Genomic DNA, 14,365 nt, shown 5'->3' with positions numbered 1-14,365 from the left:
AGGCGTTGCGGGAGCGTCAGGAGCACGAGCTGGTCAACAACCGTGAGTTCGGGCTCTTGCACAATGCGGATCTGAGGCAGCGTATCCGTACCCGTACCGGGCCGCCCACCCCCGACGACCTGGACGATCTGATCTCGCGTCGGCGGGGCACGCGGTATCTGCTCGCCCACCCGCGCACCATCGCCGCGATCGGCCGCGAGTGCACCAGCCGCGGTGTGCTGCCCCCGGAAACCGAGGTCCAGGGCTGCCGGGCCCGCACCTGGCGCGGTATCCCGCTGCTGCCGTGCGACAAGATCCCGGTCACCGGCAACACCTCGTCCGTGCTCGCGATGCGGACCGGACTGGAGAACCAGGGCGTCGTCGGGCTGCGTCAGACGGGCATCCCCCACGAATACGAGCCCGGTCTCAACGTCCGCTTCATGGGAGTCGACGACAAGGCGCTGCTCAGCTATCTGGTCAGCACCTACTATTCGGCGGCCGTGCTCGTCCCCGACGCCCTGGGCATTCTGGAGGACGTCCAGATCTGACGGCATGGGCGGTGGTACGGCCCCCGCGGTCGCGTTCCGTACCTCCGCCCTGCGTCGGCCACCCCGTGGGCGGACCAGCCGTGAGCGGCCGAGTCATGTGCGTGCTCAGTACCCCCGGCCCTGGTACGGACGGCCGTACTGGTCGTCGTAGCCGGGCATCTGCCGCGGCGCGGCAGGGCGCGGCGGCGCCACCGGCCGCATCTGCGGCTGCGGTTGCTGCTGCTGCGGGGCGGCTTGGCCGTTCGGATATCCGGGGTAGCCCTGGTATCCGCGCGGGGTCTGCTGCTGTTGCGGGATGTACGGTGCCGGCGCCTGCTGCAGCGGAGAGGGCTGCGGCACGGGCTGGGAGCCGGGATAGCCGTACGCCGGAGGCTGCTGGTGGCTCTGCCCGGAGGGCAGCGCGGGCAGCGCGGGGAGGGCCGGGAGGTGACTTCCGGTGTCATATTCGGCCGGCACACGGATCGGCGCGATCTGCGGAGTGCCGCGCTCGGCGACGAGCAGGTCGTAGATCGGAGTGTCAGGGAATGGTGGCGCAGCGTAGTAACCGCCGCCGTAGGTACCGCGGGGGGAGGTCATAGTCCATAAGTTAAGCCCACGATGTGCTGGTTGGGGAGTCAGATAAGAGAGTCATTTTGCGTGCTCGGAGCGGTCACGCGTCCGCTATGGGGGAGAACTGGAGCAAAACGGTCACGAGGGTCTTCGGGGATCGCACGGGAGACCACTCCTCGCCTGCCGTTGGGGGTTGGAATAGATTGGACCCGCAGCACGTACGCAGGCATGAGTACAAGGGGATCAAGATGACGATGCGCAAGGGCACCAACGTCCCGCTACCGGCCCCGGCGGTCCGGGTCGAACTGGGCTGGCGCACCGGCCCCGGCGTACCGGACGTCGATGCCTCGGCAGTCCTGCTCGTGTCGGGCAAGGTCCGGTCGGACGCCGACCTGGTCTTCTACAACCAGCCGCGGCACGCTGCCGGTGCGGTACGCCACGAGGGCAAGCGGCCGGACGGCGCGGCGGTGACCGACGGCCTCGCCGTCGATCTGGACGCCGTCGAGCCCGAGGTCGAGCAGATCGTGATCGCCGCCTCGGCCGACAGCGGCACCTTCGGTCAGGTCCCCGGGCTGTACGTGCGGGTGCTGGACGCGGCAGGCGGCACCGAACTGGCGCGCTTCGACGTCGAGGACGCCGGGGTGGAGACCGCCTTCGTACTCGGCGAGATCTACCGCAGGCAGGGCATCTGGAAGTTCCGCGCCGTGGGGCAGGGTTACGACCGCGGGCTGGCCGGGCTCGCCACGGACTTCGGCATCAGTGTGGACGAGCCGGAGCCCGCGTCCGCATCCACCGCACCCACCGCACCGCCCGCGCCGATGCCGTCCGCACCCACCGCACCGGCCGCGCCGATGCCGTCCGCACCCACCGCACCGGCCGCGCCGATGCCGTCCGCCCCCGCGCCGCCCCCGGCTCCGACGGCCCCCGCCGCCCCGCAGCCCGGCGCGCCCGTCCAGCTGAGCAAGGTCACGCTGACCAAGGAAGCGCCGTCCGTCTCGCTCCGCAAGCAGGGCGGCACCTCGGGTTCGCTGCACGTCAACCTCAACTGGGAGGTGCACAAGCAGTTCAAGGGCTGGGGCCGCAAGATCGGCCGTGCCATGGCCATGCACTCCGACCTCGACCTCGACCTGTGCGCCCTGTTCGAACTCGCCGACGGCCAGAAGGGCGTCGTGCAGGCGCTCGGCAACTCCTTCGGCTCGCTCAACCAGCCGCCGTTCATCCACCTCGACGGCGACGACCGCACTGGAGCGGTCAGTTCGGGGGAGAACCTCACGGTCAACCTCGACCACATCAAGGACCTGAAGCGTGTCGTCATCTTCGTCACCATCTACGAGGGTGCCCGCAGCTTCGCCAATCTCAACGCCACCGTCACCCTCAAGCCGCAGCACGGTGCCCCCATCGACTTCTCCCTCGACGAGTGCACCGTCCCCTCGACGGTCTGCGCCCTCGCGCTGATCACCAATCAGGGCGGCGACCTCGTCATCCAGCGCGAGGCGCGTTACCTGGTGCCGGAGCGCGGCGTCAGCCCGCAGCGGACGGTCGACTACGCCTACGGGTGGGGCATGCAGTGGACTCCCGGCCGCAAGTGAGGCTTCTGCCTCGGAGCCGTCCGCCTCAGGAGTAGGTGCGGCCCTTCCATGCCGCGCCGCGCCCCTGGTGGTGCCGCACCGCCGAGTCGACCGTCATCAGCAGATAGAACGCGGCGGTCACCGGCAGCGTCAGAGCCAGCCACCAGGGCTGCCGGTAGTAGCGCGTCATGGGCACGTAGGTGGCCGTCATCACCGCCCAGGCGAGGCCGCCGGCCACGGCCGTGCCCGGCGTCCCAAAAGCCGCTCCGGCCACGGCGGCGGCGGGCGGCACCAGATAGACGAGCACCAGACCGGCGACGGTGACCAGCAGGAGCAGCGGATGGTGGCGCAACTGCGCGTAGGCGCTGCGCGCCACCATCCGCCACAGCTCGCCCAGCCCGCCGTACGGCCGCACGCTGGTCACGTGCCCGGACAGCCCCAGCCAGATCCGTCCGCTCCCGGTGCGCTTGACCGCGCGGGCCAGCGTCACATCGTCGATCACCGCGCCACGGATGCTCTCCGGCAGCCGCGCCCGTTCGGCCGCGTCCGTCCGCAGCAGCACACAGCCCCCGGCCGCCGCGGCGGTGCGGCCGTGCGGGCGGTTCACCCACCGGAACGGATACAGCTGCGCGAAGAAGTAGACGAACGCGGGCACCAGCAGGCGCTCCCAGCCCCTCGACGCGCTCAGTCTCGCCATCTGCGAGACCATGTCCAGCCGCGCTCCGCGTGCCGAACTCACCAGCTCCCGCAGCGAGTCCGGGCCGTGCGCGATGTCCGCGTCCGTCAGCAGCAGATACTCGGCGTCCGTACGCGCCCGCGCCAGCGCGATTCCGTGCCGTACGGCCCACAGCTTGCCGGTCCAGCCCGCCTCGGGCGCACCGGGGGAGTCCACCGTCAGCGGCAGCCCGCCGGACCGCTCCGCCGCGAGGGAGCGGGCGACCTCCCCGGTGCCGTCGCGGCTGCCGTCGTCGATCAGGAAGACCTCCGCGCGGCCGGGGTACTTCTGCCCCAGCAGTGACGGCAGGCTCAGCGGGAGCACGTCCGCCTCGTCCCGGGCGGGCACCACGATCGCGACGGACGGCCAGCGTTCCGGTTCGGCGCGGCGGGGCAGTCGTACATCCGTACGCCAGAACCTCCCCTGCCCCAGCAGCAGCCACAGCCAGGCCGCGAGCGATGCCGCGGCAGTCCAGGTCCCTACGCTCATCCGTCGCAGTCTGCCGCACCCGAACCGCTCCCGGGCGACTCGACGGGGCCGCCGCACCGTAGTCTTGGCGCGTGAAGATCGCACTCCTGGACTCGGGACTCGGATTGCTGGCGGCCGCGGCGGCGGTACGGAGGCTGCGGCCGGACGCGGATCTGGTGCTCTCCTCCGACCCCGGCGGCATGCCCTGGGGCCCCCGCACGCCGCAGGACATCACCGCCCGCGCGCTCGCCTGCGCGCTGGCGGCGGCCGAGCAACGCCCCGACGCGCTGATCGTCGCCTGCAACACCGCCTCCGTACACGCGCTCGCCCGGTTGCGCGCCGAGCTGGAGCCGGAGATCCCCGTGGTGGGTACGGTGCCGGCGGTGAAGCCCGCGGCCGGGGCCGGTGGCCCGGTAGCCATCTGGGCGACGCCCGCCACCACCGGCAGTGCGTACCAGCGGCGGCTGATCGCGGACTTCGGCAACGGAGCGCCGATCACCGGAGTGCCCTGTCACGGTCTGGCGGACGCGGTGGAGCAGGGGGACGAGGAGGCGATCGACACCGCCCTCGCCGCGGCGGCCGAGCTCACCCCGACCGGCGTACGAACGATCGTGCTGGGCTGCACCCACTACGAACTGGTCACCGGGCGCATCCGGGAGGCCACCTCGGGGAGTGCCACAGGGCAGTCCGGGGACCGGCGAAGTGTCCTGCTCGGCTCGGCGGACGCCGTCGCCGCACAGGCCCTGCGCCGGGCCGGTGCCCGCCCCGCTCCCGAGGCAGCGGCGGCCGGCGGCCTCACCGTCCTGCTCGGCGGCACACCGGGGGAGCTGCCCGCCGCCGCCCTCACCTACGCGGAGGGACGGCTGCTCACCGCCGCCAGCCCCGCGCGGAACTGAGGCACCGCCCTTTCCGTTCTGCTTCCGCCCGCTTCCGTGCCGCCGTCAGGGCCCCCTGAGACCTTCGTCACTCCGACGGTGTACTGGGGCGCGATGACACGAGCCGCCGGCTGGTCCCCGCAGGGCCAGCAGGCAGGCGCCTTGCGCTGACCGGATGAGGACGGTGCGTACCCGTTGTCGGGCGTAGGCTCGATGCCATGAACGACCACCCCCGCGAGGAAGGGGCCGCCCAGGACGCCGCCCCTGAGCCGGAGCACGTTCCGGAAGTCTGGACGGGGCGGGCCCGAAACCGCCTCCAGTGGCCGATGGCCAGCCTCGGCGCCGGATGTCTGGCGCTGGGCATCGTGCTCGCCGTGCAGACGGCGTCGAGCTACAGCGGAGCCCCGCTGGTCATGTCAGTGGTCGGCTGTGTCGCCGCCGGGCTGCTGATGCTCTTCGGGACGCTCGCCTTCGTGAGCGTCGAGGTCCGTGTGGACAGCGAGGCGCTCGAGGTGCGCTGCGGTCATGCCGGGCTGCCGCGCCGCCGTATCCCGCTGCGTCAGGTGGTGGGGGCGCATCGCGCTCCCGTGGTGACTCCTCGGCAGTGGGGCGGCTGGGGCTACCGCTGGCGGCCCGAGCTGGGCACCGGGGTCATCGTGCGCCGGGGCGAGGGCGTGGTGCTCACGCTGGGCGACGGCCGCGTCTTCACCGTGACGGTGGACGACGCCGAAGCGGCCGTCCGCGTCATCCGGCAGCGGCTGAGCGTGCTGCCCCCGGGCGCGAACGGCACAACCACCGCCTCGGCCTGACGCCAGGGCGTGTTGCGAAGGTCCCGCCTGGCCCGCGACGCCTGGCACGCCCGCTCGCCGCGTTGTCGGAATCGCCCGAGTAAGCCACTCAGTCCGGCAGCCTGCGCGCCGTCGCGATCCCGGCCAGCAGTCCCGCACCCGTGGTGACTCCTGTGAAGCTGAGCGCGTTGGAGACGGTGGCCAGGGCCGCGAGCGCGGTGAGAGCGGCGGCGGCCGTGAGCACCACGGGCGTCGCGCGCGGCGAGATCCACAGCGCGAACAGCAGCCATCCGAAGGCGGCCGCCAGCAGCCCCGTCCCGGGGAGCCCCTGCTCCGCGGTGACCTGGAACAGCGCCGAGTGGGCCTTCCCGTCGGGCTCGGCGGCCCGCTGGGCGGTCGGACTCAGCCCGCCGAAGGTGTCGGGACCCGAGCCCTTGAGCGGGCGTTCCCGGGCGAGGGTGAGCGCGTCCTTCCACAGCCCGGTGCGGTGTTCGGTCAGCTGGCCCTCCATGGAGGCCGTCAGCCCGGCGGGCAGCCTGTTCTCGGCCGCCGCCCAGCTGCCGCCGGTGACAGTGAGAGTGACCAGCACGAGGCCCGCCAGCCCCAGCAGCCGCTGCCGCATCAGATCCGCGGCGAGGGAGCTCAGCAGCACCGCGAGGGCCGTGACGAACGCCGTCGCCGAGCCGAGTACCAGTGCGGCGCCCACCGTGCACAGGGCCAGCAGCCGCAGCGCCAGCCGTACCGGTGGTGACTCCGAGGACCAGGCGGCGCAGCAGGCCGCCCCGACCGTCAGGACGAACAGCGCGGCAGTCGCCCCGGTGCGCCCGATGGGCGCCGACCCCATCGGGCCGTCCGTCAGGCCGGGAATCATCTGCGGGGACGCCAGCACCAGGGCCGCGCCGCCGAGCGCCGCCACGGAGGGGGCGCCGACGGGCAGCAGGGCTCCCGAGATCCGTCCGCAGGCGTATCCGGCGGCGACCGCGAGGACCGCCAGCAGTACCCCCTCCGGACGGGCGTCCCGGCCCGCGGCCGTGAACAGCGCCCAGCCCGCACAGGAGCCCAGTACGAGCACACCGGTGATGTCGCAGGCGTTGCCCTTCCGTTCCGGTGCTGCGGACTGCGCGGGTGCGGGTGAGACCATTGCCGTACGCCCCTTTGAGACCTGGTGGGCGCCGCGCCCCCGGTGGGGCGGGATGCGGGCTTGTGATCCGGGCTGTGATCCGGCTGCCCACCGTAATGGCTCCGACCACGGAATGTGGACGACTCGGGTGGGAATCATGTGCTCTGTGTGCAGGCCGGGATGATCAGCCGAGGACGTAGGGTCGGGCGCATGGCTACTCCCGACTTCATTCGCGAGCTGCGCGTCAGCGCCGGACGCCAGCTGCTCTTCCTGCCCGGTGTCAGCGCCGTCGTCGTCGACGATCAGGGCCGGGTACTGCTGGCGCGGCGTGCCGACACCGGCGGCTGGTCCATCATCGGGGGCATCGCGGAGCCCGGTGAGCAGCCCGCCGCCACCGCGGTGCGCGAGGTCGAGGAGGAGACCGCGGTGCTGTGCGTACCCGAGCGCGTCATCCTCGTCCAGGGCATGGAGCCGGTCGAGTACCCCAACGGCGACCGCTGCCAGTTCATGGACATCTGCTTCCGCTGCCGCGCCGTCGGCGGCGAGGCGCGGGTCAACGACGACGAGTCGCTGGAGGTCGGCTGGTTCACGCTGGACGCGCTGCCGCCGCTGGAGGACTTCGCGCTGATGCGGATCAAGCAGGCCACCGAGGGTGGACCGACCTGGTTCGCTGGGATGCAGGAGGCATAGCAGGGCCGTTGGCACATCGCCGTCCCGGCGCGTGATGCCGTTGTCCTCGCACACGGCGCCGACGCCTGGCTGCTCAACCCTGGCGGGACTGCGCCAGCTACCCGAGCACCCTCACTGGCGAGAGACGTCAGAATCAGGGGCTTGCTGTGCCGATGCTCGCGTTCGAACTGCTGATGGGCAGGCCTGCCAGCAGGGCTCGTCGACTGGCCCTGACGTGCTCACGCATGACACGTTCGGCGCTGTCGCCGTCCTTCTCGAGGATCAGCTCCAGGACGAGGTGGTGCTCGCGGTCCGACTGAAGAGCACGGCCTGGCTGGCTCAGCGAGGTGTTGACCAACCGGGGGTAGGCCAACTGGTTCATCAACGTCCGGTAGTGGGCTTCCAGTTTGCTGTTGTCGGCGCCGAGGATGAGCAGGTCGTGGAACTCCTGGACCAACTGCGCGTAGCGCTCCCGGTCGTCCCGCGCCACCGCCGCATCGGCTTCGCGCAGATTTCCCTCGAGCCGGTCTATCTCCGTGACCCTGCCGCGTTGGGCGAGGAGACGGGCGGCAGCCCCCTCCAGGAGCTCCTTCATCTCGAAGAGTTCGGTGATCTCGCGGCGGGACGGGGTGGTGACGAAGGTTCCGACGCGGGGCCGGATCTCGACCAAGCCCTCGGTCTGCAGCTGCTTGAGGGCCTCGCGGACCGGCGTCCGACTGACGCCGAACTCCTCCGCGAGAGCCAGCTCCGAGAGCGGCGCCCCGGGCTCGATGTCACCCTTGATGATGCGCTGCCGCATCTCGGCGCTCACCCTGACCTGCATCGACCGCTTCGCCGACCCGCTTGTGCGTTGATTCACCGAATCCTCCTCCGTCCCGCCCGCTGATCATCCCAGAGGCGCGAGCGCCCCACCGTCGAAGAACTTGCCCGCGCTGTATACCATCGGATGGTTCTCAAAAGCCGCAGCGTGCACTGCACGGCAGACGAAGATCGTATGGGTGCTGGCCTGGAGCCGCTCGCGGATCTCGACCTCCATCTGCGCGCTACTCCGAGCGATCAGCGGGCTCCCGAACGGGCCGGTCTCCCAGTCGAGGCCCTTGAATTTATCATCGGACTTCCCCGCGAACGTGCTGACGACGTCGAGCTGGTCCGTGGAGAGGATGTTGATCGCGAGGTGCTCCGCCCGGAACAGACAGTCGTGCGTGGACGAGGTGTGCTGGACGCACACCATCACGGTGGCGGGGGCGAGCGAGATGCTCGAGAACGTGTTGACAGCCAGCCCCCTGGGGGTTTTTCCGTCCATCGCGGTCACGACCGTGACACCGGTGACGAACTGCCGGTTGACCTGCTTCATCAGGTCGATGTCAGGCTTCGCAGGAAGCGGGGCCATGGAAATACTCCTTGTCATCTTGATCGTCAGCCCTGTCCCACCTGGATGATGCCCAGTGCCGAGAGCAGAGCCCGGGGGTCCCACGTCACGAACTCCTCGACGGTTCGGTCTCCCTCGAATCGAGCGAAGGTGGCGCCGCTGACGTCGACCCGCCGCTTGGTGGCGGGGACACCGAGGAATGAGTTCTCGTGGGTTCCGCTGCTGTGCCAGCGGATCGCTGCCCTGTCGTCGTCGATCACGATGTCGTCGATGGTCGTGACCAGGTCGGGAAACGCCGACCGAGTGGAGATGATCGAGGCCTTGAAGGTGCTCAGGCCCTGCGGGTGCGGGTCTCCGCCGTGACGGAGGTAGGCGGGGCTCAGCAGCTTGTCGAGGGCCTCGACATCGCCCTGGCCCCAGGCCGCGGCCCAGACTTTCTCTATGAGCTCGCGGCGATTGTCAGCGTTCGACATCAGCCTTCTCCTTTCTGTCTGCGCCCAGCTCCTTCCAGAAGGACACCACCAGGCCGGCGATGATCACCAGGAAGGGCAAGGACGTCACGATGACTACGTTCTGAAGTGCCGTCAGTCCGCCGGCGAGTATGAGCACGACGGCAGTGGCGCCGGTGATGACTCCCCAGAGGACGAGCACCGAACGACGCGGTGTGAGCGACCCGTCCGAGGTCATCATGCTCAGCACGTAGGTGTTGGCGTCCGCACCGGAGACGAAGAACATCACGACCAGGATGATCGCGATCACCGACGTGATGTCGGCCAACGGGAAGTGGTCGAGGGTCGCGAAGAACGCGCTGTTGATGTCGGCCGTGGTGCGCTTGGCGATGTCCCCGCCCTGGAACAGGTCGACGTGGATCGCCGTACCGCCGAAGACCGCGAACCAAGTGAAGAACACGACGCTGGGGACGACCAGGACGCCCGTGATGAATCCACGGATGGTGCGGCCACGGGAGATGCGGGCGAGGAAGACACCGACGAAGGCCCCCCAGGAGACCCACCAGGCCATCATGAAGTAGGTCCACATCTGCATCCACTCGAGGTCTCCGAACGCGGTGCCCTGGAGACTCATCCGGAAGAAGTCGCTGGCCCACAGGCCCACGGATTCGATGTACAGGTTCGCGATGAAGACGGCGGGCCCCACGATGATCATGAAGACGAACAGTGCGACCGCGAGCAACGTGCTGCCCTGGCTCAGGAACTTGATGCCCTTGCTGATACCGGTCACCGCGGAGAGCGTGAAGATCGCCGTGACTGCGGCGATGATGAGCACCTGGGTCACCGAGTTGACCGGGATCCCGAACAGGGTGCCGAGACCGTTGTTCACCTGGAGAGCGCCCAGACCGAGGGACGTTGTGGTGCCGAAGAGCGTCGCGAACACGGCGAGCACGTCGATCGCCTTGCCGATCGGCCCGTTCACGCGGGCGCCCAGCAGCGGTACGAACAGCTGGCTGACCAGAGTGCGGCGGCCCTTGCGGTAGGTCGAGTAGGCGATGGCGAGACCGAAGACGGCGAAGATCGCCCAGGCGTTCAGGCCCCAGTCGAAGTAGGAGTACTGGAGGGCTCGCACGGCTGCTGCCGACGTGTTCGGCTCCGCGAGGCCGTGCGGCGGGTTCGTGAGGTGCGAGATCGGTTCAGCGACGCCGTAGGAGACCAGCCCGATTCCCATGACCGCGCTGAGAATCATGGCGAACCAGGTCAGTGTCGAGAACTCGGGGCGATCGGTGTCTTTACCGAGTCGCATGGCGCCGGCCGGGCTGAGGGCCAGACATACCAGGAAGACAAGGATGGCGAGCGTGACCACCAAGTAGGCCCAACCGAACGTGGACGTCACCCAGTTCAGGGAGTCGGCCGTGACCTTGTTCAGGTTCTCGGTGAAGAGCGCCGCCCAGCCGGCGAAGAGGGCGGAGACGCCGACCGAGGTCCAGAAGACCGAGCCGAGCCTGCCCGCAGGATGGCCGTCGCCGCCCCCGTGGCTTTCGTCCACGTCGTCGGTGCCGTGTTCGACAACGCTTCCGGACGGCGTCGCGGGGGTCATTTCCGCACCCGATCGAAGGGGACTGGACATGAAACTCCTTGAGTCCGCGGGGCTGGAGACCACCCGCTCTGGGATACAAGAGGCAGTAAGGCATGTCACAGATTTCGCGTCAAGGGATTGGTGGAAGCGGGTCGCGGCTCGATGCGACTACTTGCCGGAAGGTGCAGGTCATAGCTATATGGGGTCACGGGGAGTAGTTCGATCTGGGAGACGGAGAAGTACACCACCCATCCCCTTGACCCATGCAAGAGAGATACCTAAGGTCCTGTGCCATGCAACAGCGCATCCCGGATCGCCCGGACGAGAGCATCGATCTCCGCAAGCTGGTGGTCTACCGAGAGGCCGTCGTCACCGAGGCGGGCGAGGCCCCTGCACAGCCCGCGCGGCGAGCCAGCGTCGCTGCCGTCATACGGAACCCCTGGGCGGGCGCCGGCCCTTCAACTGATCTGTCCTCTGAGCAGGCCCGAGTCGCCCCGGTGCTTGCGAAGCTCCTGACCGACCGGCTCATCACTGCGCTGGGCAGCGTGGAGGAGATCGAATCCTTCGGCAAGGCCGCGATCGTCGGCACCGCGGGCGAGATCGAGCACGCCGGAGCCCTCATCCACACGCCGTACTTCGGCAACCTGGTCCGGGAGTTCCTCCAGGGCGAGTCGATCATCTGCTTCGCCGACACGCGTGCCGAAGCCGGCGAAACGCTGATCGTTCCGCTCTGGCACAAGACGCACGCGGCGACTCGCAGTCATTACCAGACCATCAGCGCTCGTGTTGCCGACGCCCCGTGTGCGGACGAGATCGTCGTCATCGCCGCCGCATCGACGGGGCCTCGCCCGCACCCCCGCATCGGGGACCGCACGACCGACTTTGCCGTCACCACCGAAACCCTGGAGGAAGTCCCGTCATGAGCATTCGCAAGATCGTGACCGTTGTCGAGGAAATCCGCACGGAAGGCGGCCGAGACGTCACCCGCCCCGCCCGGGTCGCCGTCGTCGCAGCGGTGATCGGGAATCCCTGGGCCGGTCAGGGCTTTGTCGAGGACCTCGCTCCCGGTATCGACGCGAACGCCTCCGAGCTTGGCGCGCTGCTGGCCCCGGCGGTGCTCGATGCCCTCGAGGCTCCCGCCGAGGCCTATGGCAAGGCGGCCATCGTCGGCCTGGGCGGCGAGATCGAGCACGGCTCGGCTTTGATCCACACACTCAAGTTCGGCGACCACTTCCGCAAGGCCGCGAACGCCAGCACCCTGCTCCCGGCCGTCGAGAAGCGCGGAGCTGCCGGCGTGGTGTTCGACATCCCGCTGAAGCACATCACCGACGCCACGATCCGCTCGCACCACCAGACCGTCGAGGTCCGGATCGCCGACGCCCCCCACCCGAACGAGATCGTCGTCGTGCTCGCCGCCGCCGCCCAGGGGCGTCCCCAGCAGCGGCTGGCTTCGCTCTCGACCGAGCAGTAGGCACGCATGAGCAAGCCGACCATAGTGCTGCTGCACGGCGTCGGGCTCGACCGCACCATGTGGGAGCCCGCGTCCGCGCTGCTGGCCGACCGATTCACCGTGATCACCCCAGACCTGCCGGGCCACGGCTCTCGCCCCCCGGCGGGCGACACGATGACACTTGCCGACCTGGCCGACGGGGTGGCGGGTGAGATCCCGGTGGGCTCGCACCTTGTCGGTTTCTCCCTTGGCGCGCTCGCCGCCCAACACCTGGCACTGCACCGGCCGGAGCTGGTGGCCACGCTGACCTCGGTCAGCTCGGTGTGCAAGCGGACCCCCGAGGAGCGGGCGTCCGTCCTGGCCCGACTCCGCACCGCGGAGACCGACTTCGCGGTGAGTGCCGCCGCGTCCCTCGAGCGGTGGTTCGCCGGCACCGATGTCGACCCCGTCTGGGTCAGCCGGACCGAGTCCACGATGCGAGCCAACGACGTCAGGTCCTTCCTCAACTGCTACCGCGTGTTCGCCACGGCAGACGCCGAACTCGGCCCGGACCTGGGCGCGATCACCGTACCCGCGCTGGCTGTGACGGGTGAGAAAGATTCCGGCTCCACCCCCGAGATGACCTGTCGGCTCGCCTCGGCCCTTCCGGACTGCCGCGCGGTGGTCATCCCAAAGACGCGTCACATGCTGCCCGTCGAACGTCCTGAGGCGTTCGTCAATTCCCTCACCACCTTTTTCGGAGAGTGCGCACATGCCTGAGCTCCGCACATCGCAGCATTTCATCGGCGGGAGGTGGGTCGAGCCCGCATCGGGTGAGTACTTCGAGAGCACCAATCCGGCCACGCGCCAGGCTCTCTACCGGGCAGCGCGTGGGAACGCCGCTGACATCGAACGGGCCGTGGCCGCCGCGAAGAAGGCGTTCGAGGACCCGGGCTGGCGTGACCTCAGCCAGACGAGACGCGGGCACCTGCTGCGCCGTCTCGGTGACCTGATCGCCGCGAACTCCGAAGAACTCGCCCATATGGAGACGGAGGACAACGGCAAGCTGCTGCGTGAGATGCGCGGGCAGTTGACCACCTTGCCAGAGTATTACTACTACTACGCCGGTCTGGCGGACAAGATCCACGGCGACTTCATCCCCACCTCCGACCGCCAGGTGCTGAACTACACGGCACGGGAGCCGCTGGGCGTCATCGGAGCGATCACGCCCTGGAACTCTCCGCTGACGTTGACCAGCAGCAAGCTGGCGCCCGCTCTCTGCGCCGGCAACACCGTCGTTATCAAGCCCTCGGAATACACCTCGGCAACGGTGCTCAAGCTCGCCGAACTGGCGCTGGAGGCAGGGTTCCCGCCGGGTGCGGTGAATGTCGTCACCGGGTTCGGTGCCGAGGCGGGGCAGGCCCTGGTCGACCACCGCGACCTGGCGAAGATTTCGTTCACCGGTAGCACCGCCACCGGGTCGCGCATTGCCGCAGCGACAGCAAGCCGTTTCATCGGCTCGACCCTCGAACTCGGCGGAAAGTCGCCCAACATCGTGTTCGAGGACGCCAACATCCCCAACGCTGCGAGGGGAGTCGTCGCCGGCATCTTCGCGGCCGCCGGTCAGACCTGCATCGCCGGCAGCCGGGTATTCGCGCACCGGTCCGTCTACGACGAGCTCCTCGAACGCGTCTCCGAGCGCGCAAAGAGCATCCGTATCGGGGACCCGCTGGACGAGACGACCGAACTCGGCCCGCTGGCCTTCGAAGGCCAGCGGGACAAGGTGGCCGGGTATGTCGACCTCGGCCGCAGCGAAGGCGCCCGGGTACTGGTCGGAGGACACCCCGCTGACGGCGGCCTCGGCGGCTACTTCTACGAGCCCACCATCCTCGTGGATGTCGACAACAGCATGCGCGTCGTCCGTGAGGAGATTTTCGGCCCGGTCCTGGCGATCATGCCCTTCGACACCGAGGAGGAGGTCGTCCGTCTGGCGAACGACACCGAGTACGGTCTCGCGGCCGGTGTCTGGACGTCGAACCTCTCGCGGGCGCACCGGATGGCGGCGCGGCTGGATGCCGGGACCGTCTGGGTGAACACCTATCGGGCCATGGCGCCGATGTCGCCACGGCAGGGCTTCAAGGCCAGCGGCGTCGGCGTCGAGCACGGCACCGAGACGGTGAAGGAGTACACCCGGCTCAAGAGTATCTGGATCAACACGAGCGAGGAGCCCGTGGCCGACCCCTTCACGATGCGGAGCTGA

The 14,365-nt window shown here is 69.4% G+C and carries 15 protein-coding genes and 1 pseudogene; 9 read left to right on the top strand and 7 right to left on the bottom strand.

The annotated features are described in order from the left end of the window. Window positions 1–527 (top strand): annotated as a pseudogene (locus LHJ74_RS32630) (Crp/Fnr family transcriptional regulator); the annotation flags it as partial. A gap of 105 nt (window positions 528–632) precedes the next feature. Here LHJ74_RS32630 and LHJ74_RS32625 read toward each other — a convergent pair. Continuing rightward, window positions 633–1,103, bottom strand: a complete 471-nt coding sequence (locus LHJ74_RS32625) for a DUF6643 family protein (RefSeq protein WP_260221930.1) — start codon at window positions 1,101–1,103, stop codon at window positions 633–635. Window positions 1,104–1,330: 227 nt separating this feature from the next. On the opposite strand from LHJ74_RS32625, the gene LHJ74_RS32620 reads away from it, so the two are divergent. Beyond that, the gene (locus LHJ74_RS32620) at window positions 1,331–2,665 is read left to right on the top strand and encodes a TerD family protein (protein WP_511262226.1); all 1,335 of its coding nucleotides are present in this window, start codon (window positions 1,331–1,333) and stop codon (window positions 2,663–2,665) included. A gap of 25 nt (window positions 2,666–2,690) precedes the next feature. Here the strand turns inward: LHJ74_RS32620 and LHJ74_RS32615 are convergent, their stop codons facing one another. Next, the gene (locus LHJ74_RS32615; protein WP_260221928.1) at window positions 2,691–3,848 is read right to left on the bottom strand and encodes a glycosyltransferase; all 1,158 of its coding nucleotides are present in this window, start codon (window positions 3,846–3,848) and stop codon (window positions 2,691–2,693) included. A 71-nt stretch (window positions 3,849–3,919) separates the two neighbouring features. On the opposite strand from LHJ74_RS32615, the gene LHJ74_RS32610 reads away from it, so the two are divergent. Together LHJ74_RS32610 and LHJ74_RS32605 are read left to right on the top strand one after the other, a co-directional pair. Next, entirely contained in the window at window positions 3,920–4,723 is an 804-nt protein-coding gene (locus LHJ74_RS32610) for a glutamate racemase (protein WP_260221926.1), read from the top strand. Window positions 4,724–4,920: 197 nt separating this feature from the next. Further along, the gene (locus tag LHJ74_RS32605; protein ID WP_260221924.1) at window positions 4,921–5,511 is read left to right on the top strand and encodes a hypothetical protein; all 591 of its coding nucleotides are present in this window, start codon (window positions 4,921–4,923) and stop codon (window positions 5,509–5,511) included. Between the two features lie 88 nt (window positions 5,512–5,599). Here LHJ74_RS32605 and LHJ74_RS32600 read toward each other — a convergent pair whose 3' ends face one another. Continuing rightward, window positions 5,600–6,631 carry an O-antigen ligase family protein gene (locus LHJ74_RS32600; RefSeq protein ID WP_260221923.1) on the bottom strand — a complete coding sequence of 344 codons (1,032 nt, stop codon included), beginning with the start codon at window positions 6,629–6,631 and terminating at the stop codon, window positions 5,600–5,602. 189 nt (window positions 6,632–6,820) lie between these two features. Here LHJ74_RS32600 and LHJ74_RS32595 point away from each other — a divergent pair, with 189 nt between their 5' ends. Further along, on the top strand, window positions 6,821–7,300 hold the full coding sequence (locus LHJ74_RS32595; RefSeq protein WP_260221922.1) for an NUDIX hydrolase: 480 nt from the start codon (window positions 6,821–6,823) through the stop codon (window positions 7,298–7,300). Window positions 7,301–7,433: 133 nt separating this feature from the next. Here LHJ74_RS32595 and LHJ74_RS32590 read toward each other — a convergent pair whose 3' ends face one another. From LHJ74_RS32590 to LHJ74_RS32575, 4 genes are read right to left on the bottom strand one after another with little or no spacing between them, the layout of a single operon-like run. Further along, window positions 7,434–8,138, bottom strand: coding sequence for a GntR family transcriptional regulator (locus LHJ74_RS32590; RefSeq protein ID WP_375546888.1), 705 nt, complete (start codon window positions 8,136–8,138; stop codon window positions 7,434–7,436). Window positions 8,139–8,165: 27 nt separating this feature from the next. Continuing rightward, window positions 8,166–8,669 carry a flavin reductase family protein gene (locus LHJ74_RS32585; RefSeq protein ID WP_260221921.1) on the bottom strand — a complete coding sequence of 168 codons (504 nt, stop codon included), beginning with the start codon at window positions 8,667–8,669 and terminating at the stop codon, window positions 8,166–8,168. A 26-nt stretch (window positions 8,670–8,695) separates the two neighbouring features. Continuing rightward, window positions 8,696–9,121 carry an ester cyclase gene (locus tag LHJ74_RS32580; protein ID WP_260221920.1) on the bottom strand — a complete coding sequence of 142 codons (426 nt, stop codon included), beginning with the start codon at window positions 9,119–9,121 and terminating at the stop codon, window positions 8,696–8,698. Then, window positions 9,108–10,727, bottom strand: coding sequence for a BCCT family transporter (locus LHJ74_RS32575; RefSeq protein WP_260221919.1), 1,620 nt, complete (start codon window positions 10,725–10,727; stop codon window positions 9,108–9,110). Before LHJ74_RS32575 ends, LHJ74_RS32580 begins: the two co-directional genes overlap by 14 nt. Before the next feature lie 242 nt (window positions 10,728–10,969). Between LHJ74_RS32575 and LHJ74_RS32570 the strand changes: the two genes are divergently transcribed. Genes LHJ74_RS32570 through LHJ74_RS32555 form a run of 4 tightly spaced genes read left to right on the top strand, consistent with a single transcriptional unit; the run spans window position 10,970 to window position 14,365 of the window. Beyond that, entirely contained in the window at window positions 10,970–11,599 is a 630-nt protein-coding gene (locus tag LHJ74_RS32570) for an amino acid synthesis family protein (RefSeq protein WP_260221918.1), read from the top strand. Further along, window positions 11,596–12,147: an amino acid synthesis family protein gene (locus tag LHJ74_RS32565; protein WP_260221917.1), complete on the top strand. Its 552-nt coding sequence runs from the start codon at window positions 11,596–11,598 to the stop codon at window positions 12,145–12,147. The genes LHJ74_RS32570 and LHJ74_RS32565 overlap by 4 nt, the downstream gene beginning before the upstream one ends. Window positions 12,148–12,153: 6 nt before the next feature. After that, window positions 12,154–12,885, top strand: a complete 732-nt coding sequence (locus LHJ74_RS32560; protein ID WP_260221916.1) for an alpha/beta fold hydrolase — start codon at window positions 12,154–12,156, stop codon at window positions 12,883–12,885. Beyond that, window positions 12,878–14,365 carry an aldehyde dehydrogenase gene (locus tag LHJ74_RS32555; protein WP_260221915.1) on the top strand — a complete coding sequence of 496 codons (1,488 nt, stop codon included), beginning with the start codon at window positions 12,878–12,880 and terminating at the stop codon, window positions 14,363–14,365. The genes LHJ74_RS32560 and LHJ74_RS32555 overlap by 8 nt, the downstream gene beginning before the upstream one ends.

It is taken from the genome of Streptomyces gossypii, from assembly GCF_025165795.1.
Lineage (GTDB): Bacteria > Actinomycetota > Actinomycetes > Streptomycetales > Streptomycetaceae > Streptomyces > Streptomyces gossypii.
This window is presented reverse-complemented; position numbering and strand designations above follow the sequence as displayed.

Bases quoted from the DNA above. Each gene is read 5' to 3' on its own strand.
- LHJ74_RS32565 (WP_260221917.1), top strand. From the start codon at position 11,596: ATGAGCATTCGCAAGATCGTGACCGTTGTCGAGGAAATCCGCACGGAA.
- LHJ74_RS32580 (WP_260221920.1), bottom strand. From the start codon at position 9,121: ATGTCGAACGCTGACAATCGCCGCGAGCTCATAGAGAAAGTCTGGGCC.
- LHJ74_RS32570 (WP_260221918.1), top strand. From the start codon at position 10,970: ATGCAACAGCGCATCCCGGATCGCCCGGACGAGAGCATCGATCTCCGC.
- LHJ74_RS32615 (WP_260221928.1), bottom strand. From the start codon at position 3,848: ATGAGCGTAGGGACCTGGACTGCCGCGGCATCGCTCGCGGCCTGGCTG.
- LHJ74_RS32555 (WP_260221915.1), top strand. From the start codon at position 12,878: ATGCCTGAGCTCCGCACATCGCAGCATTTCATCGGCGGGAGGTGGGTC.
- LHJ74_RS32595 (WP_260221922.1), top strand. From the start codon at position 6,821: ATGGCTACTCCCGACTTCATTCGCGAGCTGCGCGTCAGCGCCGGACGC.
- LHJ74_RS32585 (WP_260221921.1), bottom strand. From the start codon at position 8,669: ATGGCCCCGCTTCCTGCGAAGCCTGACATCGACCTGATGAAGCAGGTC.
- LHJ74_RS32625 (WP_260221930.1), bottom strand. From the start codon at position 1,103: ATGACCTCCCCCCGCGGTACCTACGGCGGCGGTTACTACGCTGCGCCA.
- LHJ74_RS32575 (WP_260221919.1), bottom strand. From the start codon at position 10,727: ATGTCCAGTCCCCTTCGATCGGGTGCGGAAATGACCCCCGCGACGCCG.
- LHJ74_RS32605 (WP_260221924.1), top strand. From the start codon at position 4,921: ATGAACGACCACCCCCGCGAGGAAGGGGCCGCCCAGGACGCCGCCCCT.
- LHJ74_RS32600 (WP_260221923.1), bottom strand. From the start codon at position 6,631: ATGGTCTCACCCGCACCCGCGCAGTCCGCAGCACCGGAACGGAAGGGC.
- LHJ74_RS32560 (WP_260221916.1), top strand. From the start codon at position 12,154: ATGAGCAAGCCGACCATAGTGCTGCTGCACGGCGTCGGGCTCGACCGC.
- LHJ74_RS32620 (WP_511262226.1), top strand. From the start codon at position 1,331: ATGCGCAAGGGCACCAACGTCCCGCTACCGGCCCCGGCGGTCCGGGTC.